This window comes from Microbacterium sp. NPDC057659 (assembly GCF_042799915.1).
Taxonomy (GTDB): Bacteria; Actinomycetota; Actinomycetes; order Actinomycetales; family Microbacteriaceae; genus Microbacterium.
In genome coordinates, this window is sequence record NZ_JBHVHU010000002.1 from 242018 (window position 1) to 263356 (window position 21339).

A 21339-nucleotide genomic window follows, 5' to 3' on the forward strand; every position below is an offset into this window, starting at 1 on the left:
GTAGGACCACGAGGGGGAACCATGCGCACCGTGTCGGATCAGAACATCGCCGAGCAGGTGGCCGATGAGCTGCGCGCCGCGATCCACTCCGGCGAGCTGCTCCCGGGCGAGCGTCTGATCGAGCGCAAGCTCGCCGAGCGCCTCGGGGTGAGTCACATCCCGGTGCGTGAGGCGCTCACCCGCCTCGCCGAGGAGCGCCTCGTCGTGCGCGAGCCGCGGCGCGGTGCCAGGGTCGCCGAGCTGACCGCGCAGGACCTCGAGGAGATCTCCAGCCTGCGCATCGTGCTGGAGCAGTTCATGGCGATCCGCGTTCAGGAGCGCTGGAACGAGGAGTCGGCGAAGCGGCTGCAGGACATCCTCGAAGCGATGGACGCCGCGGCCGTCGGGGACATGGACGAGGTGCTCCGGCAGGACCGCGCCTTCCACGAAGCACTCGCAGAACTGTCCGAGCACCGCTTCGTCACCGAGCTGAATGCCCAGCTGCGCGGCCGGATCACCGGTTTCATCCAGGCCGCCAACGCCGCCCTGCCACCTGCCGAGCAAGCCGAGCACGTGCGCAGTCACCGCGTCATCTACGAGGCGATCGCCGGCGGCGACCCCGACGAGGTGCGCTCGGTCATCGCCGCGCACGTCACCCGCGCCTTCGAGCGCATCGCGCCGCTCACCGAGAAGCAGCCGGTGAGCGTGGACCCCGCGTGATCAGGCCCCGACGTTGAGGCTCTCGTAGGTCCGGGCCTCGACCCCGCGGCGCTCGAGATCGAGCACCACCTCGTACATCATCGCCTGCAGCAGCAGTGCGCCGATCACGGTCGAGGTGGGTGCCAGCGGGTACGGCTCATGCGGCATGATCGCGTCGCCGGGCTCGCCGCAGTTGTCGATGACGATGTCGGCGACCTCGAACAGCCGCGACCCGTCGGGCGCGCGCGAGGTGACCGACCGGCTGTGCGCGAGCGACGTGAGGGCGATCACGGTGGCGCCGCGCGCCTTGCCGCCGCGGGCCATCTCGACGGGGACCGCGTTGCGGCCGGAGTTCGAGACGACGAGCAGGCAGTCGCCCTCGCTGACGCCGTGGATCTCGAGGATCTCCGCGGCGAGACCCGGCAGCCGCTCGAGGCGCGAGCTCTTCTCGAGGCCCTCGTGCAGCATGAGTGCCGGCTCCAGGATCGGATGCACGTCGACCAGGCCGCCGGCGCGACCCCAGAGCTCCTCGGCGAGCAGATGCGAGTGCCCGCTGCCGAACACCCAGAACCGGTTTCCCCGCTGCATCGTGTCGGCGACGGCGGTCGCCGCCGCCTGCAGGGCCGGGACCTGTGTCTCGGCCGCGCGCTGCGCGACCGCCAGCGCGGCCCGAAGGTAGTCCTGTGCACTCATGTCCGTCTCCTTCGTCGGTCGTCAGAAGTAGTCTGCGGCACCGAAGTGCCGGATGCCGGTGATCCGTGGAGTCCGCCCCAGCGGGCGGGTCATCCCGGTGGCATCCGGCGTCCATTCCGCGGCCGGCGCGAACGCCCGCACTGCGGCCAGGTCAGCCGCGCGATCGGGGATCGCGATGTCGCAGCGGAGCACGCCGGCGTCCCGCCAGTCGGCGGCGATCTCCCCGAGCAGCGCACCCGTGCGCCCGTCTGTCGGAGCGACCAGCTCGGCGACGGTTCCGAGGCCGTCACGGGCCTGGGCCAGGGCGTATCCGTCGGCGAGCCGGTACAGCGTCATGCCGTCGAGTCGCACCGTCGCCATCGCCCAGTCCTGCGGCGAGCGCACCGGTGCGAGCACGACGCCGGAGCGCGAGCGCTCGTAGACGACCGCGAGTGACGCGAGCGTCTCAGCGCTGACCGGTGATCGCCGCACCTCGACATCCGACGTCTCTGCCGCATCGCGCCACGGGCCGGCCAGCGCGCGCCGCATGGCGAACGTCTCGAAGCCGCTCGAGCGGTACACATCAGGGGTGCCCGTGAACAGCAGCACCCAATCGGCGCCCGAGTGCTCCGCCGCCTCCAGCGTCGCCGCCACCAGACGCCGCGCGATGCCCCGCCCACGCGCCCGGTCGGCCACAGCGACGCTGCCGATGCAGTGCACGGCCGCCGCCGCGCCACCGTCCTCGCGCAGGCGTTTCGGCAGGCCGTAGATCGAACCGATCACGCCCTCGTCGTCGACCGCGACGATCGTGTGCGCGAATCGCTCGGCGTCGACCAGCCACTGGTCGGGTCGCAGCGGCGGGGTGAAGGCGGTCGCCCACAGCGCGGCCAGCGGTGCGGCATCCGCCGCGACCGCCGGCCGCAGGATCGGGTCAGCGAGCATCGGCCCGCCGCCCATTCATGATCCTTCCGCTCACACGACCACGTTCCCGGTGGTCAGGATGTTCTCGGCGTCGTCGGGCACGGTGCGCTTCACGCCGGTCTCCACGTTCGCCGAGTGCAGCAGCGTGCTGCCCTTGCCGAACGCCCCGGCCGAGAGCTCGAGCATGCCACCGTCGAAGCGGCATCCGCTCGCCCGGTAGTGGTTGGCTCCCGAGGTCAGCGAAACATGCGTGCCCTTGCCCGAGAACGTGCTGTCGCCGAGCACCACGGTCAGCTCGCCGCCGCCGCTGCGCGACACCGCCGCCGACTTCGACGTGCGCACCGCCGAGCCGCCGAGGATCTCGACCGCCTGCGCCTTGCCGCTCGCCGCGTCGATCCTCACGTCGTCGACCTCGACCCCGGTCAGCCGCAGTCGCGCCGACGAGGTGCTGAACGTCGCGTCCCGGTCGCCGCCGATCAGCTGACCGCCGCGGAACTCCACGGTGCCGGCGCCGCCGAGCTTGATACCGTTCACGCCGTTCAGGCGGGTGTCGATGAACGTCACCGGGTCGGTCACGGTCGCGTTGGTGAGGTCGCCCGCCGCCACGAAGGTGAACTCCGAGGCCTCGATCACGGTGGGCCGCTTCGAGGCATCCGAGGCCTGGGTGATGATGAGCGTGTCGGTCGCCGAGCAGCCGCGCAACTGGGCGCCGTCGGCGTTGATCCAGAGCATGCCCGAGCCCGCGAGGTCGGGCTTGCCGATGACCCGCACATCCTCGAGCGTCAGGTCGGTGACCTTCACCCGCGCCACGAACCACGAGCACACATGCTTGCGCACGGTGATGCGCTTGGCCGCGGAGCCCCAGGCCGCCCCCGAGTTCGCGAAGGTCATCAGTCCGGAGTTGCCGACGTAGGTCAGATCGTGCTCGTACTGACCGTGCGTCACGAACGGGCCCTGATCGTCGCCGTCACCGTGGCAGTTCTCGACCAGGCCGTAGGCGCTGGCAGTCCAGTCGTTCAGGTGCCGCGCGTTCGAGGTGTGACAGTTCGCCACGTAGCCGTACAGGCAGTAGATCTGCTGGGTCATGTACCCCGCACCGCCCCAGGTCACCGAGGTCGGGTTCTTCAGCGTGCAGCTCTCGGTCGTGAAGTACGTGTTCCACCGGCGCATGATCAGCGGCCAGAACGTCGCCGTGCCGTCGATGTGGTCGACGTCACAGCGCACCGCGTACTCGAACGCCAGCGGGTGCGAACCGGTGAATTCGTCGGTGCCCTTGCCGAGGAAGCGCAGGTTCGACACGACGACGTTCTGCACCGGCTTCACGTGCCTCCAGGTGATCGAGCGATCCTTGCCGAGCGGCCATCCGTTCTGGTAGTTCACCCGGATGCGGGACCCGTCGACGATCTGGGTCACTTGGACGAGTCGCTGCAGCTCGCGCTCCCACCGGCCGGCGAGAGCGTTCACCTCGGCGGCGTACCACTCGCCGACCTGGAAGAACGACGAGTCGCCCACCGGGTAGACGTCGGCCAGATCCGCGACCGGCGCGCCGAGTGCCGCCGTGTGCTCCTTGCCGGTCAGCTCGCCCTGGAAGAACATCACGGCGGCGAACGGATCATCCTTGCCCGCGTTCTCGATCCCCTCGGTCGTCATCAGCCGGTTGCCGAAGTCGAACACGATGTTCGATCGCGAGAACTTGTGGCGCTTCACGAAGTTCAGGTCGGTGTGCGCCTCGATGCGGTGGATGCCGGCATCCGCCACCATCGCGTCGAGGGCGTCGTCGGCCGGCGTCTCCGGGCCGAAGATGCCGAACGCGCGGAAGTCCACCGTGCCGGAGTGCAGGCGCAGCCAGACGTCCGTGCCCTTGCCCGCCACCACGGTTCCGCCGTTGACCTTCGGCTGGTCGCCGGTGACGCAGCGGAACAGCCCGCCGCCACCGTCGCCGGGCTTGGCGTAGCCGGCGACCGCGACGATGTCGTCGGTCTTCGCCTCGACCTTCTTCAGCGCGGCGACCGTCGATGCCGACACCGCATCCCTGGCCATCGGCACCTGCGTCGCCGCGTTCGCGGGGGCTGCCGTGCCCGCGACGGCGATGCCGCCGAGCGCCGCCGCGCCGAAGCCCGCGAGCACCATGCGGCGCGAACGCCCCTCGTCCGCCCGCACCGTCTCCTGCTGGATCGTCTCCGTCATCTCTCCTCGTTTCCGGCATCCTTGCCATCACGTGCGGACCACCCGCACTCCGGGTCGCGCCAGCGCGACCCGCCTACGTCCCCAGTCGTCCTCTGCAGGTCCGCGCGAGATCCGCGGCCGCGATCGCGTTCCGGTACACCGCGGAGGTGCGCGTCGCGTCGACGGGAACCGTCCCCGCCCCCAGACGCAGCACGGCGTCGGCGACGCCGCCGTAGCCCAGCCCGTCCGCGTCGTGCGGCAGCACCAGCTCGCGCAGGCCCTCGTCGTGCCAGGTGCGCACCGCGTACCGGTCGGCGCCTGCGACACCGGAGATCGCCAGCATCACGGGGATCCCGTCGGCGCGGGCATGCACCGTCGCGAGCAGCTCCGACGCGGTGCCGTCCGTCGTGACCCGTGTCGCAGAGAGCATCTCGACGGTCACGCCGGGCAGGAGGACGTCGAGCATCTCCCAGGCGTGCACGCCGATGTTCACCATCGTCCCGCCGGCGCCGGACGGGGAGTCCTGCCAGCTCCGCCCGGCTGTGAGGAATCCGGCGATGTCGTGCTGGGCGTGCACCTCGATCGCCCGGGGACGCGACGGCAGCCTGCCGGCGAAGGCGACCAGTTCCGGGGCGAAGCGCAGCACCGATGACGTGAACCGGGGCGCCTCGGGCAGCGCCTCCCAGCGGGCGAGTCCCTCGGCATCGGCCGCGACGGTCTTGTTGAAGAACACCGGGACATCCGCCGCGGCGCAGGCGAGGGCGATGTCGACGGCCCGCGGCGTGCGAGGCGTCGCCACGACGACGTCGGGGCGCTCGGCGAGCAGTTCGGGCAGTCCGGTGAACACGGGCACCGGGAAGCGGGCGGCGAAGTCGTCGCGTCGATCCGCGTCGTCGGCATCCCACATGCCGATCAGCTGCGCACCACGCGCGGCGAGGTTCGCGGCGTCGGCGAAGGGATGCGAGTGCGCGGCACCCGCGAACGCGACCCTCATCGTCAGGCCATCACGGCGAGCTGGTCACGGGTGATGGCCTGCTGCAGCGGCCTGCCCGCCGCGAACGCCTCGACCTCGTCGGCGACGATACGGCCCTGCTCCAGCCGGCCCTCGGCGGTGCCGGCCGCACGGTGCGGGGTGAGCAGCACGTTCGGCAGCGCGCGCAGCGGGCTGTCCTGCGGCATCGGCTCCTCGTCGAAGACGTCGAGCGCGGCCGCGATCCGTCCCGTCGCCAGCTCGGCCTCGAGGGCGTCGCCGTCGACCAGCCAGGACCGCGCGGTGTTCACGAGACCGGCGCCGTCGGGCATCAGCGCCAGCTCCCGCGCGCCGATCATGTGATGCGTCTCGGGCAGCGTCGGCGCGTGCAGGGCCACGACCCTCGCACGCCGCAGCGCGTCGGGGAGCTCGACCTTCTCGGCGCCCAGCGTCGCTGCCTCCGCGGCATCCACCGTCGGATCCACCAGCAGCGGGCGTGCGCCCAGGGCGCGGATCAGCTCGAGGTACGACCGGCCGGTGCGCGAGGCGCCGATCACGGCGATCGGGGCACCGAGGATCTGATGCTGCACGCCCACGGCCGGGTCGTACCAGCCGCCCGGCGCGCGCAGGGCGACGCTCATCTCGCCGATCCGGTGCAGCAGCAGGAGCGTGAAGGTCAACGAGACCTCGGCCACCGGTCGCGCCATCGCGGCGCCTGTCTGGGTGACCTGCACGCCGCGATCGAACAGCTCGTCGGTGACGAACGTCTTCACGCTCGCGCCGGTGTGCGCCACGAGCTCGAGACGGGGCATCCGCTCCAGCAGCTCCGCGTCGAACGGCACCGCACCCCAGCTGGTGAGGACGACCCGCGTCGTGCCGAGATCCGGCACATCCGCGAGGCGATCCACCCGCACCCAGTCCCCGCCCAGAACGGATGCCGCCGCGCGGAGGCGCTCGACGTCGGCAGCCGTGAAGAACTCCGCCATCAGTTCGGTGCTGACCACGGCGACGAGGACGGGAGAGGTCATCGCAGCCACTCCTCGAGGTGCTCGGCGATGAACGCGTCGTCATTGAGCTCGGGATAGGCGCTGCGCACGCGGGCGATCTCCTCGGCCTGCCCCGGCGAGAGCCCCTCGGCGGGATCGAGGCACCAGGTGCCGTCCATCAGCCCCTGCTGACGCAGCATCTCGTGCACTCCGGCGATCACCCCGTGGAAGTCGTGACCGGGATCGAACACCGCCTGGTTCACGTCGACGAGGTCGGACGCCATCCGGCCCAGGGCGAGATAGGCGTCGCGGTCACCGGCCGCAGCCCGGTGCGAGAGCTCCAGCAGCGAGACCGCGGCGCGCGTGCCGACCGCCCACTGGCCGAGAAGCCCGCCGACGAACCGCAGCGTGCGCGGGCCCGCGGGCGACTCGACGTGGAACTCGGAGAGGAGGTCGGCGACGATCGCGTCGTCGTTGCCGGTGTACAGCGCGATCTCGTCGGCGCGGCCCGACGCCGCCACACCGCGCACCAGTTCGAGGGTGCGGTAGCGGTCGAAGGGCGCGGCCTTGACGGCGACGACCGACGGGATCGAGGCGAACTCGCGCCAGAAGTCTCGGTCGAGCACCGGCCCGCCGATCGCGGTCTGCAGGTAGAAGCCCACCACCGGCAGCACCTCGCCGACCGCACGGGCGCGCTCCAGCAGGGCAGCCTCGTCGGCGCCGGCCACGCGCGGGCTCACCAGCACGGCGTCGTAGCCGAGCGACTTCGCGACCTCTGCCTCGGCGACGGCCTGGACGGTGCCGCCGGCGACGCCGGCGATCCGGACGACCTCGGGATCGCCGTGCGCCTCGAGCTCCTCCGCGGCGAGTGCGAGCACCGGCTCGAACAGTGCGTGCTCCGGGTCGCGGATCTCGAACTGCGTGGTGTGCACGCCCACGGCGACGCCGCCGGCGCCGGCCGCGAGGTAGTACCGGGTGAGCGCGCGCTGCCGGCGCTCGTCGAGGCGACGTTCGGCCGTCAGCGCGAGAGGATGCGCGGGGATCACCGCACCGCGCGTCAGGGTGCGTGCGGCTTCTGGCCGCAGAGCCGGTGCGGCCATCAGAACTTCCCGTCCCGCACTGCCCACTTGGTGGGCTTGGCCGACATCGGATGTCCCGCTTCGACCCAGGCGGCCTGCAGTCCGATCAGGGCGTCGGCCGAGACGGACGGATAGCCGAACAGCGCCATGCAGCGCCGGGAGTCGTTCAGCAGGGCGGTGGGCAGCGGCTCGTCCACCAGCTCGACCTCGCGGCCCAGCAGCTCGCCGAACCGGCGGGCGACCGCGGCGACGCTGAGCGTCTCAGGACCGGTGAGGTTCACGGTGAACACGTCGGACGACGCGTGCCCGATGCTGCGGAGCACCACCTCGTTGGCGTAGCCCTGCCACACCACGTTGACGTTCGCGGTGGCCACGGACACCGGCTGCCCCGCGTGCACGGCGCTGCCGATGTCGGCCAGCACGCCGTAGCGCAGGTCGATCGCGTAGTTGAGGCGGATGATCGACACCCTCGTGCCCCGCTCCTGCGCGCCGAACTCGAACACGCGCTCCCGGCCGAGGCAGGACTGCGCGTACTCGCCGATCGGGGCCGGCGCGACGTCCTCCGACGCACCGCCGGAGGACGCAGGAACGAACGGGTAGACGTTGCCGGTCGACATCACGGCGATCGCGCTGTCGCGGTAGCGGCGGGCCACCCGGTCGGGCAGGGCGGCGTTGACCTCCCACGCCCAGGACGGGGCCGTGGCGGCGCCGAACTTCGCACCGACCATGAACACCACGTTCGGGGCATCCGGCAGCGCGGAGAAGTCGTCGTTCTCGATGAGGTCGAAGGGGACGACCTTCACGCCGGCACTCTCCAGGCGCTCGCGCACGACGGCATCGCCGAAGCGCGAGACTGCGTGCACCTGGTCGCCGGTGCGCCCCGCGGCATCCAAGCCGCGCCGGGCGAGCACCGCCAGGGTCGGGCCCATCTTTCCGCCGGCCCCGAGGATCACGAGATCCCCCGACCCCTGTGCGAGATCGGCGACGAGCGCCTCGCTCGGCGTGGTGAGCACGTCCTCGAGTTCCGCCTCGCCGGCGAATGCCTGAACTGTCACGTGGACGTCCTTTCTGTAGTGCGGGGATGCCGAAGTCACGGTCATCCCTTGATGCCGGTGCCCGTCACGCCCTCCTGCACGTACCGCTGAGCGATGAGGTACGCGAGGAAGATCGGCGCGAGGGCGACGACGGAGCCGGCGAGCATGGTGCTCAGCGGCACGTTCTGCTGCTGCAGCGACGAGATTCCCACGGTCAGGGTGAACATCGCGTTGGACTTCGCGATGATCAGCGGCCAGAGGAAGTCGTTCCAGTGCCAGAGGAAGACGAAGATGCCGAGCGTCGCGAGGATCGGCTTGCACAGCGGCAGCACGATCCGCAGGAAGATGCGGAACTCTCCCGCGCCGTCGATGCGGGCCGCCTCGAACAGGTCGTCGGGCAGGCCCTGGATGAACTGCCGCATGAGGAACACGGCCTGCGCGTTCGCCAGGGTCGGCAGGATCAGACCCCAGTAGGTGTCGACGCCGCCCAGGCCGGCCATCAGGATGAAGGTCGGGATGAGGGTCACGTGGAACGGCACCATGACCATGGCCAGGAACGACCAGAACATGACCTCCTTCCCCGCGAACCGCTTCTTGGCGAAGGCGTAGCCGGCGAGCGCGGAGAGGAACAGCACCGCCACGACCGAGACCAGTGAGTAGATCAGCGTGTTGCCGAGCCAGCCGAGGATGTTCTGCCCCGACAGCACCTGCGCGTAGGCGTCGAGGGAGATGTCCTTCCAGGGCAGCAGCGACTCGGGCAGCTCGACGATCTTGCCCGGCTTCAGGCTGAGCACGACCATCGCGTAGAAGGGGAAGAACGCGAGGATGCCGGCGAGGGTCAGCCAGATCCAGCGGACGACGACGCCCGTCCTGGTCGGCTCGAGCGCGCGGAAGGAGCGGTTGCGCGGCGGCATCGGACGCCGGGAGCCGGAACCGTCGGTGAGGATCCGCTCGGTCATGGTCGTCATTTCTGCTTTCCGATCACGAGGCGCTGGATGAGGGCGACGATGAGTGTCATGACGAAGAGGGCGACGCCGATCGCGGCGGCGTAGCCGTAGTCGAAGTACTTGAAGCCCTGGTCGTAGAGCATGTACACCAGCGAGTAGCTGGCATTGGCCGGGCCGCCCTGGGTCATCACGTAGATCACGTCGAAGACCTGGAAGGCCGCGGTGGTCTCGATCACGGCGAGGAAGAAGATCGTCGGCTTGAGGAACGGCAGGATGATCGAGCGGAATCTCTGCCAGGAGTTCGCGCCGTCCATCAGCGCCGCCTCCTCCAGCTCACGGGGGATGTCCTGCATCGCGGCGATCATGATCATCATCCCGTAGCCGAACCGCGACCAGACTCCGACGATGACGATCGCGGGGATCACGAGCACCGTGCTGCCGAGCCAGGATCCGCCGAGCCCGAGCGGGGTCATCAGCTTCGACCACGGGCCGTCGTTCGAGAAGATCCAGACGAAGATCGAGCCCGCCAGCACCAGCGACGTGATCACCGGCAGGAAGAAGACGGAGCGGAAGAAGCGCGACCCGCGGAACGATCGCCGCACGCCGAGCGCCATCAGGGTGGACAGCACCAGTGAGATCGGCACGGCGAAGACGGTGTAGATCACGGTGGTGCCGAGCGCCCGCCAGAACAGCGGGTCGGCGACCATGCGCTGGAAGTTGGCCAGCCCCTTCCAGTCGAGCTCTCCCGAGATGTCGTACTGGAAGAAGCTCAGGGCGACGCCGGCGATGCTCGGTCCGAAGCGGAACGCGATGAAGAGCAGGAATGCCGGCAGCACGAAGAAGAAGGCCACCCGCGCCTCGCGGCGCGAGATGAGACTCTTCCCGGTCCTGCGCCGGCGAGCAGCGGGCGTCGCCGTCTCTGCGGATGTCGCCGTCGTCATAGTGATTCCACCTCGGGTCGTGGGGAGGGGGCGCACGAGCTCTCCGTGCACCCCCTCATCGCTGCTACTTGTTCAGGAGGGGCGCCGCGGCGTCGGCGGCGGCCTTCAGCGCGTCGGACGGGGACTTCTGTCCCAGCAGCGACGCCTGGATCTCGGGCGACAGGACGCCCATCAGCGCGCGCGAACTGGTGGCCAGCTGCCCCACCGTCGTGTCAGGCACGTACTTCTCGACCTCGCCGAGCAGCGGGTCGTCCGCGTACAGCGGGTCGGTGTCGCTCAGCGCGGAGAAGAAGCCGGATGCCAGCAGGTAGGGCTTCACGACGTCGGCGCTGGTCGCGTACTCGGCGAACTCGGCTGCGGCCTTCTGCGACTTCGACGCCTTCAGCACGGAGAGCGAGCCGACGGTGCCGTAGGCGATCGACTCCTTCTCGGTCAGCGGAGGCAGCACCTTGACGTTCTCCTTGCCCCAGAACGGCTCGACCTCGGGGACCGCGTTGTTCCACGTGCAGGCGACCTTGCCCTGAGCGACGGCGGTCTGCTCCAGGGGCACGCTCGTGGTGATCGCCTCGGGGTCGAGCGCCTTCTCCTTGGCCAGGTCGGTGATGAAGGTCAGTGCCTTCTTGCCCTCGGGGCTGTCGAAGCCGACGTCGCCGTCCTTGGTGTAGACCTCGCCACCGGCCTGCCAGAGCAGCGGGTAGTAGGTGAGGTTGAGGGTGTTCTCCGGCGAAGCGGGATAGTTCAGGGCGTACAGGCCCTTCTCGACGAACTTCGGCGCCATCGCCGTCACGTCGTCCCAGGTCTTCGGGTAGTCGGTGACGCCGGCCTTCTCGAACACGGCCGCGTTGCAGAGCAGCGGCATCGCGCTGGTGAGGATCGGGGCGCCGAGCAGGTCGCCGTCGATCGTCGCGGACTTCTTGACGTTGGGCAGCAGCTCCTTCTGACGATCCTTGCTGAGCAGATCGTTCAGGGGCTGGATGGACTTCTGATACGCCGCGAGCTGGTCGGGGATCAGGTAGACGAGGTCGGGACCCTTGCCGGCGGCGATGGCGGTCTGCAGCGCCTCGTCGCGGTTGGCCCAGGGGAAGACCTCGTACGAGACCTTGATGTCCTTGTGCTCCTTCTCGAACGCCGAGATGGTGTCGTCCCAGAACTGCTTGTTCTTGGCCTCGTCGGCGACGACCGGGTACAGCCAGACCTTGACGTTCTGCTCGCCCGAGGAGGAGTTGCCGCCCCCGCCGGCGGAGCAGCCCGCCAGGAGGGCGATGGCGGCGACGCCTGCGGCGAGGCCGGTGAACTTTCTGACGCGCATGGTGCTCCTTTGCTAGAACCGTGCAGGGGTGGGTAGGCCTTCATTATGACATTGAGGTGTGATAATTAGTCAATACCCAGTTTTCTGCGGCTTGTGAACGGACGAGTATTCCGCGAGTGAGCTGTGCTATTTTGATCGCACCGACGACGAAGGCGACGAGAGGAGGGACATGTCGAGCCCCGCACCGACCCCGATCGTCGCCCGAGCCGCATTGCAGCTGCGCGACGGCGGCGCCGCCACCGTGAACGAACTGGCCACAACGCTCGGACTCTCCCGCACCTCGGTCGAGAACGCCGTCGGCGCCCTGGGCGATGCCGAGCTCATCATCGAGGCCCCGGCCGCGAACGGACGCGGCGCGGGCCGGCCCGCCCGCCGGTACGCCTTCGATGCGGAGGTGGGCGCCGTGGTGGGCGTCGACATCGGCGCCGCCAGCATCCGGGTCGCGATCGCCGATCTCGGCGGTCGCGTCGTCGCCCAGCAGACCTTCCCCGGCGTCTCGGACGAGCGCGACGGCGCCTCCAAGCTCGCGGCCGTTATCACCGACGTCCGCACGGCCCTCGACGATGCCGGCTTCCCGGTCTCGCGCGTGCGTGCGATCGGCGTCGCCCTCCCGGGCATCGTCGACGACGCCGGCCGCGTCACCGCGTCCGTCGTCATCCCGGACTGGTCGGGGATCGACATCGGCTCGCACATCCGTCAGGCGTTCGGATGCCCGGTCGCCGTCGACAACGGCGTGCGGCTGGCCGCCGTCGCAGAGCACCATCTCGGCGTCGCCCAGCTGGTGGACGACGTGCTCTACCTCTCCGTCGGCAACCGCATCGCGGCGGGCCTGATCCTGGGAGGGAGCCCGCGGCGCGGCATCCACAACGCCGCCGGTGACATCGGTCGCCTCGCCTTCCGCGGCCTGAACACCGAGACCGGCCAGATCACCTGGCGCGCGGCAGACACCGCGGCCGAGGTCTTCGAGCTCGCCCGCGCCGGCGACGTCGCGGCGACCGCGGAGATCGACGCCTTCGTCACCGAGCTCGCCCACGGCATCGCGACCCTGGTGCTCACCGTCGACCCGGCGATGATCGTCATCGGCGGCGGACTCTCCGCCGCGCACGGGCAGCTGCTCGATCCGCTCCGCGAACGGCTGCAGCGCAACATCGGCCTGCCCTTCCAGGTGCCGATCGCCGAGGCGAGACTGGGCGCCGAGGCCGCCGCGCACGGCGCACTGGTGCACGCGTTCCGCCGGCATTCCACCGCGGTGTACGGCATCGAGGGGCTTCCGGTGCCCTCGGTGACCCCGCTGAGCCACGACGGATCCGCCGATGCGGCCGATCCGATGACCCTTGAGGAGAGACTGTGACCAGGTTGCGTGTCGGGCTGATCGGCGCCGGCGGGATCTCGCGCGTGCACGCGGATGCGTGGCGGGCGCTGGGCGCTGAGGGGTATGTCAGCTCAGTGCAGGGCGCGGAGGCGATCGCCGAGGAGTTCGGGTTCCAGGCGGTCGACGACGTCGACGAGCTGGTCGGCCTGGTCGACATCGTCGACATCGTCACCCCGAGCAGCACGCACGCGGATCTGGCGCTGCGGGCGATCGCCGCCGGCCGGCACGTGATCTGCGAGAAGCCCCTCGCGTCGACCTCGGTCGATGCCGCGCGCGTCGTCCGCGCGGCCGAGGCCGCCGGGGTCCGGCTGTTCCCCGCGCACGTGGTGCGCTACTTCGGGGAGTACCTGCGCATCAAGCAGGCCATCGATTCCGGTCGCCTCGGCGACATCGCCGTGCAGCGGTTCAGCCGTGCGGGCTCCGCTCCGCAGACGCCCTGGTTCTTCCGTGAGAGCACGGGCGGCGGCGTCATCCGCGACCTGATGATCCACGACATCGACCAGGCGATCTGGTTCGCGGGCCCCGTGGCATCCGTGTACGCCGTGCAGAACCCGCCGACCGTCGACGACGTGGTGCCGGCACCCGTGACCTCCCACGTGGTGCTGACGCACGCGAACGGCGTGATCAGCCACCTGCACGCCAGCTGGGTCGCGAACGGGATGCCGTTCCGCACCAGTGTCGAGGTCTCCGGGGCGTCCGGGCGGATGCGGCACGACAGCGCAGAGGACCGCGTGAGCCGCAGCGACACCGCGGCGGTCGCCGCCGCCACCGACTACCTGCCGCCGATGTCGCCGCAGGAGAGCCCGTACTACGCAGAGATCGCCGACTTCGTCGCTGCGCTCGGCACCGACGCCGACGTGCGGATCACTCCGGCGGAGGGCGTCGAGGCCGTCGCCGTCGCCGAAGCCGCCTACGCCTCGATCGCCGCGGGAACGCCGATCGCCCTCGACACCCTGGAGCTCGTCCGATGACCGCCGCCACCCCGCTCCGCGTCGCGGTGCTCTCGTTCGCGCACACCCACGCGCTCAGCTACGTGCAGTCCTTGAGCGCGATGCCGGGGATCGAACTCCTCGCCGCCGACCCCGACGGGGCGACGGCGCCCGACGACGCGCCTCGCGGTGCCGAGCTGGCGGCCGAACTGGGGGTCGCCTACGTCGACAGCTATGAGGAGGCCTTCGCCTGGAAGCCCGACGCCGTGGTGATCGCCGCCGAGAACTCGCGGCATCGCGCGCTCGTCGAGATGGCGGCCGCGGCGGGTGCGCACGTGCTGTGCGAGAAGCCTCTGGCGACCTCGGTCGAGGACGCCGAGGCCATGCGCGAGGCGTGCGAGCGGGCGGGCGTGATCCTCATGGTCGCCTACCCGGTGCGCTTCGCCCCGTCGTTCCGCGACGCGCTGGCGCAGCTCCGCAGCGGGCGGCTGGGGCGTGTGCTCGGCGTCACCGGCGTCAACAACGGCAAGCTGCCGCAGGACCGCGCCTGGTTCACCGACCCCGAACTGGCCGGCGGCGGCGCTCTGGTCGACCACGTCGTGCACTGCGCCGACCTGCTCGACGAACTGCTCGGCGAGCGCCCCGGCACCGTGCGGGCCGTGTCGAACGGCACGCTCTACGCCGACCGCGACCTCGCCGTCGAGACCGGCGGAATGGTCACGCTGCAGTACCCGAGCGGAGTGATCGCCAGCATCGACTGCTCCTGGAGCTGGCCGGTGTCGTCGCCCACCTGGGGCGGGCTCACGCTGCAGGTCGTCGCCGAGCACGGCACGATCACGGTCAGCCCCTTCGCGCAGGGCGTCGCCGGACACGACGCGCACGGCGAGACCTGGGACCCCGTGGGACTCGACCTGGACGCACTGCTGCTCGCCGAGTTCGTCGCCGCGGTCCGCGAGGGCCGCCGGCCGCAGCCGGATGCCGGCGTGGGCGTGCGCACCGTCGAGATCGTGAAGGCCGCCCAGGCCTCGGCGGCCCGCGGCGGCGAGGTCGTCGCCCTGGCCTGACGATCCGCGCCGACGGATCGTCCTGACGAAGAAGTGAGGAGAACCACCGCATGACCGAGAGCTGGCGGGAACGGGCTCTGGCGGTGATGCCGGTGGGCTCGAGCACCAATTCGAAGGCCCCGTCGCTGCTGCCGGAGGAACCCGAGGTCATCGTCCGCGGGCGCGGATGCAGGGTCTGGGACGACCGCGGCAGGGAGTTCATCGACTTCCGCTGCGCTCTCGGACCGATCACGCTCGGCTACGCCGATCCCCGGGTCGACGAGGCGATCCGCCGGCAGCTCGACGACGGGATCCTGTTCGGCCACCCGCATCCGCTCGAGACGACCACGGCCGAGCTGTTCTGCTCGATGGTCCCCGGCGCCGAGGCCGCGCGGTTCCTGAAGACCGGGGGCGAGGCGCTCGCCGCGGTGATCCGCATCGCGCGGGCCCACACGCGCCGCGACCGGGTGGTGCAGATCGGGTACAACGGCTGGCTGAACTCGCTCGCCGCGGGTGCCAGGGTGCTGCCCGGGGCCGTCTCCGACTCGATCCCCGGTGTGCCGGCGGCGCTCGCAGCGCTGCACCACGCCGTCGACTGGGACGACCGGGAGACCCTCGACCGCCTGTTCGCCGAGCAGGGATCTGAGATCGCGCTCATCCTCGTCGCGGCGGACTACCCGTCGATCCCCGCATCCGCCGGGTTCTACGCCTACCTGCGCGAGCTGGCCGACCGGCACGGCGCGCTGCTCGCCTACGACGAGATGGTCACGGGCTTCCGGGTGGCGCTCGGCGGCATGGCGGAGTTCACCGGGGTGCTGCCCGACCTGGCTGTGCACGGCAAGGGCGTCGCGAACGGGATGCCGCTGTCGGTGTACAGCGGCCGTCGCGATGTGCTCGGCGTGCTCGACCGCGGCGAGGTCGTCGTCACCTCGACCTATGGCGGCGAGACGCTCTCGCTCGCCGCAGCATCGACGACGATGACGATCCTGCGCGATGAGGATGTCCCTGCGAAACTGCGCCGCTCGGGCGAGCGGATGCAGGCCGGGCTGAACGCGCTGTTCGAGGATGCCGGCGTCGCGCTGCGTCTGGACGGGCACCCGACCTGCCCGCAGTTCGTCGGCGACGGCGCCCTGATCGACGCGTTCCTGCGCGCCTCCTTCGCCCACGGGGTGTCGTTCTACCGGGTCGTGTACGTGAACGCCGCGCACACCGCGGACGACCTCGACGAGGCACTCCGTCGTGCCGCCGCCGCCATCGAGGACATCGCATGACCGTCATCGACGCGCACACCCATCTCGACGACGGACGCTTCGATCCGCGCGTGCTCGACCTCGGCGATCGGCTCGGCATCGACCTGTTCCTGTGCACCGACATCGGCGCCTTCATCGCGCATCCGTCGATCGACGAGGTGCGCGAGATGAACCGCACGCTCGCGGGCGAACTCCGCAGGCACCCGGATCGGCTGCGCGGCTACTGCTACGTCAATCCGCGATACGGCGCCCGGACCATGGACGACCTGCGCCGCAACGTCGAGGACGAGGGGATGATCGGGATCAAGCTGTGGATCGCGACCCTCGCCGACGACGCGCTGTGCGATCCGATCCTGGAGTACGCCGCCGAGCACCGTCTGATCGTGCTCACGCACGCCTGGCGCAAGAACGTCGGCGGGTTCCCCTACGAATCGACCGCCGAGCACGTGGCGCGCGCCGCGGCGAGGCATCCCGACACTCGGTTCCTCATGGCGCACCTGGGCGGTCAGCCCGAGTCGGCGACCGCCGCGGTGCTGCCGCATCCGAATGTGTGGGTCGACACCTCGGGCACCCTCATCGGTGCCGGCGAGGTCGCACTCGCCGTGGAACGGCTGGGCGCCGAACGAGTGGTGTTCGGCTCCGACCTGCATCACGTGGACCTGGTCGAGAACGTCGGAAAGATCCTCGCCGCGCGGCTGGAACCCGCCGAAGAGGCTCGGGTGTTCGGCGGGAACATCGCGCATCTGCTCGAGGAGGCCTCCCGGTGACCGCACGCGCCCACGAACTGCTCGACGGCTTCACCCGACTCGGTGCCGTCGACACTCTCGCCCTTCTCGGTCAGTGGCCGTACCGGCTCGGCGCCGCGGCAGCCGCCGACGGCCTGCGCGCGCACGCCCGCCGGCTCGGGCTGCAGCAGCTCTGGGTGTCGCATCTCGCGACGCTCACCGGCTTCGACACCCGCACCGGCAACGAAGCGCTGCGGAGCACCTGCGGCGACGACCCGCTGTTCCGCCTGTTCGCGGTCGTCGACCCGGGCGCACCGGAGTGGCGGAGGGAGCTGGCCTGGGCCGCGCGGGAGGGCTTCACCGGAGTGCGCCTGTTCCCCGGCGACCACGGCACGTCGGTGGAGGCGCTGCGGCCGGTGATCGACGAGGCCGCCGCGCTCGGGCTGACGGCGCAGATCGTGCTGCGGCTCGACGATCCGCGCGTGCGTCATCCGCGTTCGCCGGCGATCGATCCCGGGATTCCCGAGGTCGCCGAGCTGGTGCGCCGTGCGCCCGCTCATCCGCTCGTGCTCAGCGGCCTCAACCGGCTGGAGTGGATCGAGCTCGGCAGGCACCTCGGTGACGACGTCCCCTCGCACGTGCTTCTCGATCTGTGGCATGTGAACGGCCCGACCTTCGTCGGCGACACCTGGGGCGATGATCCGGGCCGATGGGTGTTCGGCAGCGGATTCCCCGTGCAGGCCGCCGAGCCCACGGCCCTGCAGATCGCAGCCGCATCGATCACCGACGACGCGCGCCGACGGATCGCCGCCGGCAATGCCCTGCTGCTCCAGGCGTCCCTCCGAGACACGGAAGAATGAACTCATGACCACCGCCGAGACCGCCAGGCTGCAGGCCGCCCTCACCGCCGAAGAGCCCCTGAACTGGGTGATCACCGGCGACTCGATCACGCACGGACTGATCCACACCCAGGGCGGGCGCAGCTACCCGGAGCACCTGCACGAGCTGATCCGCGGCGAGCTGGCCCGCACCCGCGACATCGTGATCAACTCCGCGATCAGCGGGCACAAGATCGTGCAGATCCTCGCCGACTTCGACCGTCGCGTCGCATCGTGGAACCCCGACATCGTCACGCTGATGATCGGCACCAACGACTGCTCGACCGCGGTCGCGACGCTCGAGCCCGCGGACTTCGGCGCGTCCATCTCCGAGTTCGTGGCGCGCGTGCGCGCGCTCGGCGCCGTCCCGGTGCTGCTGACGCCGCCCTCGGTCGACGTCGCCGCCGCTCCGGAGCGCGCGCGCATCGGCGCGTTCGCGCAGGCGATCCGCGATGTCGCCGCACGCGACGACGTGCTGCTCGTGGACCAGCACGCCCGCTTCGCCGAGGTCGGCCACGGCGGAGTGCCCTGGGGTTTGATGAACGACCCGTTCCACCCGAACGAAGCCGGCCACGCGCTGCTCGCCCTCGAGGTCGCAGCCGCGCTCGGCGTCCGTCCGGAGCCCTCGCGCGCGCTCACGCTGCTGCGGGCGCAGGTCGCTGCCGCCTCGCTCAACCCCTGAGTCCGGGCCCGAGAGGGCACCCCGCACGCCCCGACGCCCGGATCCGCGCCCTGATCGCCCATCCGCGCCGAACCCTGCCGCCGCGCCCCCGACCGTCCTAGGCTCGGAGCACCGACGAAGGGAACGCGCATGCGCATCGACCTCAGCGGCAGGACCGCTCTCGTGACCGGATCGACCCAGGGGATCGGGCAGGCGATCGCCGCCGCGCTCGCCGACGCCGGCGCACGCGTCGCCGTGAACGGCCGCAGCGCGGCGAAGGTGGATGGCGCCATCGCCGAGCTCGCTGCCGACGGACGCGAGTTCATCGCGGCGCCGGGCGACGTCACCACCGAGGAGGGCGCGGCGGCGGTGCTCGCCGCTGCCGGCCAGGTCGACGTCCTCGTGAACAACCTCGGCATCTTCGGTGCCGAGGAGCCGCTCGCGATCACCGACGACGAATGGCGGCGCTATTTCGACGTCAACGTGCTCGCCGCCGTGCGCCTCATCCGCGCCACGCTGCCCGGTATGACCGAGCGCGGCTGGGGCCGCATCCTGAACATCGCGAGCGACTCCGCGATCGTGATCCCCGCCGAGATGATCCACTACGGCATGTCGAAGACGGCGCTGCTCGCGGTCTCGCGCGGCTTCGCGAAGGCCGCGGCCGGCACGGGCGTGACGGTCAACTCGGTGCTTGCGGGGCCGACGCACACCGGCGGCGTGGAGGACTTCGTCTATCAGCTGGTCGACAAGGACCTGCCGTGGGATCAGGCGCAGCGCGAGTTCATGATCACGCACCGGCCGCAGTCGCTGCTGCAGCGGCTGATCGAGCCCGAGGAGATCGCGAACATGGTCGCCTATCTCTCCTCGCCGCTGGCGTCGGCGACGACCGGCGCCGCGGTCCGCGTGGACGGCGGCTACGTCGACTCGATCGTGCCGTGATGCGCGCCGATCACTACGACGAGTTCGCGGACGGCTACGACGCCGAGAACGCCGCCAGTCTCGTCAACGCCTACTACGAGCGTCCCGCGATGCTCGAACTCGCCGGCGATGTCCGCGGACGCCGCATCCTCGACGCGGGATGCGGCTCCGGTCCGCTGTCCGCGGCGCTGCGCGAACGCGGGGCGGACATGACCGGCATCGACGGCAGCCCGGCCATGCTCGACCTCGCCCGCGCCAGGCTGGGCACCGACGTGCCGCTGCAATTGGCCGACCTCGCCGAGCCGCTGCCGTTCCCCGACGACTCCTTCGACGACGTCGTGGCGTCGCTCGTGCTCCACTACCTGCCGGACTGGTCCGCCACGCTGGCGGAGCTGCGGCGGGTCCTGAAGCCGGGCGGCCGCCTGATCGGATCGGTCAACCACCCCTTCGCCCGCGCATACAACTACCCCGACGAGGACTACTTCGCCGTCGAGCAGTTCTCGGAGGAGTACGACTTCGCCGGGACGCCCGGGGTGCTCACGTACTGGCATCGGCCGCTGCACACGATCATCGAGGAGTTCGTCGCGGCCGGGTTCGAGATCAAGGTGATCGACGAGCCCGCGCATTCGCCGGACACGCCGCCCGAGCTGCTGCCGCCGCTGATCCGCAGCGGCGAGCGCACGCGGTTCATGTCGTTCCTGTTCTTCGTGCTCGTCGCGCCCTGACGTCCTTCGTCACTTCGTCTCGCTTCGAAGTGACGAAGGACGCCGCGGCTCAGCCCTCGAGCATCCCCTTCATCTCGGCGATCTCGTCGGTCTGCGCGTCGATGATCTTCTGAGCGAGGGCCGTGGCATCGGGGTTCTTCCCGTTCTCGACCTCGTCCTTCGCCATGTCGACGGCGCCCTCGTGGTGCACGATCATCTGCTCGAGGAACAGCTTCCCGGCATCCGCTCCGGACGCCGCCTCGAGGGCGGCCATGTCGTCAGCGCTCATCATGCCGTCGTCGTGGCTCATCGAGCCGTCGGCCTCCGGCACGCCCCAGTCGTCGAGCCAGCCCTTGAGCTGCTCGATCTCGGGCCCCTGCGCCTCCTTGATGCGGGTGGCCAGATCCGCGACCGCGGAGTCGAGGCCCTCCTTGCCGAGCACGAGATCGCTCATCTCGATGGCCTGCTCGTGGTGGCCGACCATCATGCTCGCGAACATCGCGTCGGCGTCGTTCGCCGCAGCATCGGATGCCGGCGACTGCGACATCCCCGGCATGTTCTCGTGCCCCGACGGCGTGGGCGTGCACGCGGCGAGAGTGGTCAGCGACAGGACTGCTGCGCCCGTGATCAGGGCGCGACGAATGGTGTTCATGGTTCTCCTTCAATGTTCGATGACGGTGCTTCGGCGCGCGGGCGCGCCAGAGCACGGGTCATCTGCGACTGATGCAGAGAACGTCGAGAGAGGGCGGCCACGGGGCGACGGGCGCCGCGGCGAGCGCGCGCCGCAGGATGCCGGGCGCGGGCAGTCCCCCGCGCAGCACCGGCGCGCGCAGCAGCAGGATGCCGGCGAGCAGTGCGAGCACGCAGAGCGCGGCCATCGCGCCGTCGGCGCCGGAGCCGTGACCGCCGGGTGCCTGCAGGACGGGGTACGCGTCGGCAGCCATCGGCTGCGGGGCATCCGTCGTCATCGTGGCATCCGCCGTCATCGCGTGGGTGACCGCGGTGTCGGACATGGCGTGGTGCTCGGAGGAGCCGTGCAGTCCTAGCACGTGCATGCCGAGCAGGCCTGCGAGCAGCACGATGACGGCGATCAGCCGTCCCGTCCGCAGCGAATACCCCACCTGGGTATCATACGACCGATCGCCCATCGCGGGCG

The 21339-nt window shown here is 70.7% G+C and carries 22 protein-coding genes; 10 read left to right on the plus strand and 12 right to left on the minus strand.

Annotation, left to right across the window (positions count from 1 at the left end; translation table 11 throughout):
* Positions 1 to 21: 21 nt before the first annotated feature.
* Entirely contained in the window at positions 22 to 699 is a 678-nt protein-coding gene (locus tag ACFVAE_RS09800) for a GntR family transcriptional regulator (RefSeq protein ID WP_378891135.1), read from the plus strand.
* On the opposite strand, the gene ACFVAE_RS09805 is transcribed toward ACFVAE_RS09800, so the two are convergent.
* The 10 genes from ACFVAE_RS09805 to ACFVAE_RS09850 form a co-directional block, all read right to left on the minus strand.
* Entirely contained in the window at positions 700 to 1371 is a 672-nt protein-coding gene (locus ACFVAE_RS09805) for an SIS domain-containing protein (protein ID WP_378891137.1), read from the minus strand. It lies immediately after the preceding gene.
* 21 nt (positions 1372 to 1392) lie between these two features.
* Positions 1393 to 2307 (minus strand): GNAT family N-acetyltransferase, encoded by a 915-nt coding sequence (locus ACFVAE_RS09810; protein WP_378891140.1) that lies wholly within the window; start codon positions 2305 to 2307, stop codon positions 1393 to 1395.
* 15 nt (positions 2308 to 2322) lie between these two features.
* Entirely contained in the window at positions 2323 to 4458 is a 2136-nt protein-coding gene (locus ACFVAE_RS09815) for a peptidase C14 (RefSeq protein ID WP_378891142.1), read from the minus strand.
* Positions 4459 to 4531: 73 nt separating this feature from the next.
* Entirely contained in the window at positions 4532 to 5431 is a 900-nt protein-coding gene (locus ACFVAE_RS09820; RefSeq protein ID WP_378891145.1) for a Gfo/Idh/MocA family oxidoreductase, read from the minus strand.
* 2 nt (positions 5432 to 5433) lie between these two features.
* Positions 5434 to 6435, minus strand: coding sequence for a hydroxyacid dehydrogenase (locus ACFVAE_RS09825; RefSeq protein WP_378891148.1), 1002 nt, complete (start codon positions 6433 to 6435; stop codon positions 5434 to 5436).
* Complete coding sequence (locus tag ACFVAE_RS09830; RefSeq protein WP_378891151.1) at positions 6432 to 7493, minus strand: dihydrodipicolinate synthase family protein; 1062 nt, start codon at positions 7491 to 7493, stop codon at positions 6432 to 6434. The genes ACFVAE_RS09825 and ACFVAE_RS09830 overlap by 4 nt, the downstream gene beginning before the upstream one ends.
* Positions 7493 to 8527, minus strand: a complete 1035-nt coding sequence (locus ACFVAE_RS09835) for an NAD-dependent epimerase/dehydratase family protein (RefSeq protein WP_378891153.1) — start codon at positions 8525 to 8527, stop codon at positions 7493 to 7495. Before ACFVAE_RS09835 ends, ACFVAE_RS09830 begins: the two co-directional genes overlap by 1 nt.
* 41 nt (positions 8528 to 8568) lie before the next feature.
* Entirely contained in the window at positions 8569 to 9474 is a 906-nt protein-coding gene (locus tag ACFVAE_RS09840; protein WP_378891155.1) for a carbohydrate ABC transporter permease, read from the minus strand.
* Positions 9471 to 10394, minus strand: a complete 924-nt coding sequence (locus tag ACFVAE_RS09845) for a carbohydrate ABC transporter permease (protein ID WP_378891157.1) — start codon at positions 10392 to 10394, stop codon at positions 9471 to 9473. The genes ACFVAE_RS09840 and ACFVAE_RS09845 overlap by 4 nt, the downstream gene beginning before the upstream one ends.
* Positions 10395 to 10458: 64 nt before the next feature.
* On the minus strand, positions 10459 to 11703 hold the full coding sequence (locus tag ACFVAE_RS09850; RefSeq protein ID WP_378891160.1) for an ABC transporter substrate-binding protein: 1245 nt from the start codon (positions 11701 to 11703) through the stop codon (positions 10459 to 10461).
* A gap of 169 nt (positions 11704 to 11872) precedes the next feature.
* Between ACFVAE_RS09850 and ACFVAE_RS09855 the strand changes: the two genes are divergently transcribed.
* The 9 genes from ACFVAE_RS09855 to ACFVAE_RS09895 all read left to right on the plus strand — a co-directional run bounded on the left by ACFVAE_RS09855 (position 11873) and on the right by ACFVAE_RS09895 (position 20204).
* The gene (locus tag ACFVAE_RS09855; protein ID WP_378891163.1) at positions 11873 to 13054 is read left to right on the plus strand and encodes an ROK family protein; all 1182 of its coding nucleotides are present in this window, start codon (positions 11873 to 11875) and stop codon (positions 13052 to 13054) included.
* A complete protein-coding gene (locus ACFVAE_RS09860; protein ID WP_378891165.1) occupies positions 13051 to 14046 on the plus strand; it encodes a Gfo/Idh/MocA family protein in 996 nt (331 codons plus the stop codon). The genes ACFVAE_RS09855 and ACFVAE_RS09860 overlap by 4 nt, the downstream gene beginning before the upstream one ends.
* Entirely contained in the window at positions 14043 to 15068 is a 1026-nt protein-coding gene (locus ACFVAE_RS09865) for a Gfo/Idh/MocA family protein (protein WP_378891167.1), read from the plus strand. The genes ACFVAE_RS09860 and ACFVAE_RS09865 overlap by 4 nt, the downstream gene beginning before the upstream one ends.
* 50 nt (positions 15069 to 15118) lie before the next feature.
* Complete coding sequence (locus tag ACFVAE_RS09870) at positions 15119 to 16318, plus strand: aminotransferase class III-fold pyridoxal phosphate-dependent enzyme (protein WP_378891170.1); 1200 nt, start codon at positions 15119 to 15121, stop codon at positions 16316 to 16318.
* Complete coding sequence (locus ACFVAE_RS09875; protein ID WP_378891172.1) at positions 16315 to 17064, plus strand: amidohydrolase family protein; 750 nt, start codon at positions 16315 to 16317, stop codon at positions 17062 to 17064. The genes ACFVAE_RS09870 and ACFVAE_RS09875 overlap by 4 nt, the downstream gene beginning before the upstream one ends.
* On the plus strand, positions 17061 to 17882 hold the full coding sequence (locus tag ACFVAE_RS09880) for a hypothetical protein (RefSeq protein WP_378891175.1): 822 nt from the start codon (positions 17061 to 17063) through the stop codon (positions 17880 to 17882). Before ACFVAE_RS09875 ends, ACFVAE_RS09880 begins: the two co-directional genes overlap by 4 nt.
* A 4-nt stretch (positions 17883 to 17886) precedes the next feature.
* Positions 17887 to 18582, plus strand: coding sequence for an SGNH/GDSL hydrolase family protein (locus tag ACFVAE_RS09885; RefSeq protein WP_378891178.1), 696 nt, complete (start codon positions 17887 to 17889; stop codon positions 18580 to 18582).
* A gap of 129 nt (positions 18583 to 18711) precedes the next feature.
* The gene (locus ACFVAE_RS09890) at positions 18712 to 19500 is read left to right on the plus strand and encodes an SDR family NAD(P)-dependent oxidoreductase (RefSeq protein ID WP_378891181.1); all 789 of its coding nucleotides are present in this window, start codon (positions 18712 to 18714) and stop codon (positions 19498 to 19500) included.
* Positions 19500 to 20204, plus strand: coding sequence for a methyltransferase domain-containing protein (locus tag ACFVAE_RS09895; protein WP_378891184.1), 705 nt, complete (start codon positions 19500 to 19502; stop codon positions 20202 to 20204). The genes ACFVAE_RS09890 and ACFVAE_RS09895 overlap by 1 nt, the downstream gene beginning before the upstream one ends.
* A 49-nt stretch (positions 20205 to 20253) precedes the next feature.
* On the opposite strand, the gene ACFVAE_RS09900 is transcribed toward ACFVAE_RS09895, so the two are convergent.
* Complete coding sequence (locus ACFVAE_RS09900; RefSeq protein WP_378891186.1) at positions 20254 to 20835, minus strand: DUF305 domain-containing protein; 582 nt, start codon at positions 20833 to 20835, stop codon at positions 20254 to 20256.
* Between the two features lie 58 nt (positions 20836 to 20893).
* Positions 20894 to 21304 (minus strand): DUF6153 family protein, encoded by a 411-nt coding sequence (locus ACFVAE_RS09905; RefSeq protein WP_378891188.1) that lies wholly within the window; start codon positions 21302 to 21304, stop codon positions 20894 to 20896.
* Positions 21305 to 21339: the final 35 nt, after the last annotated feature.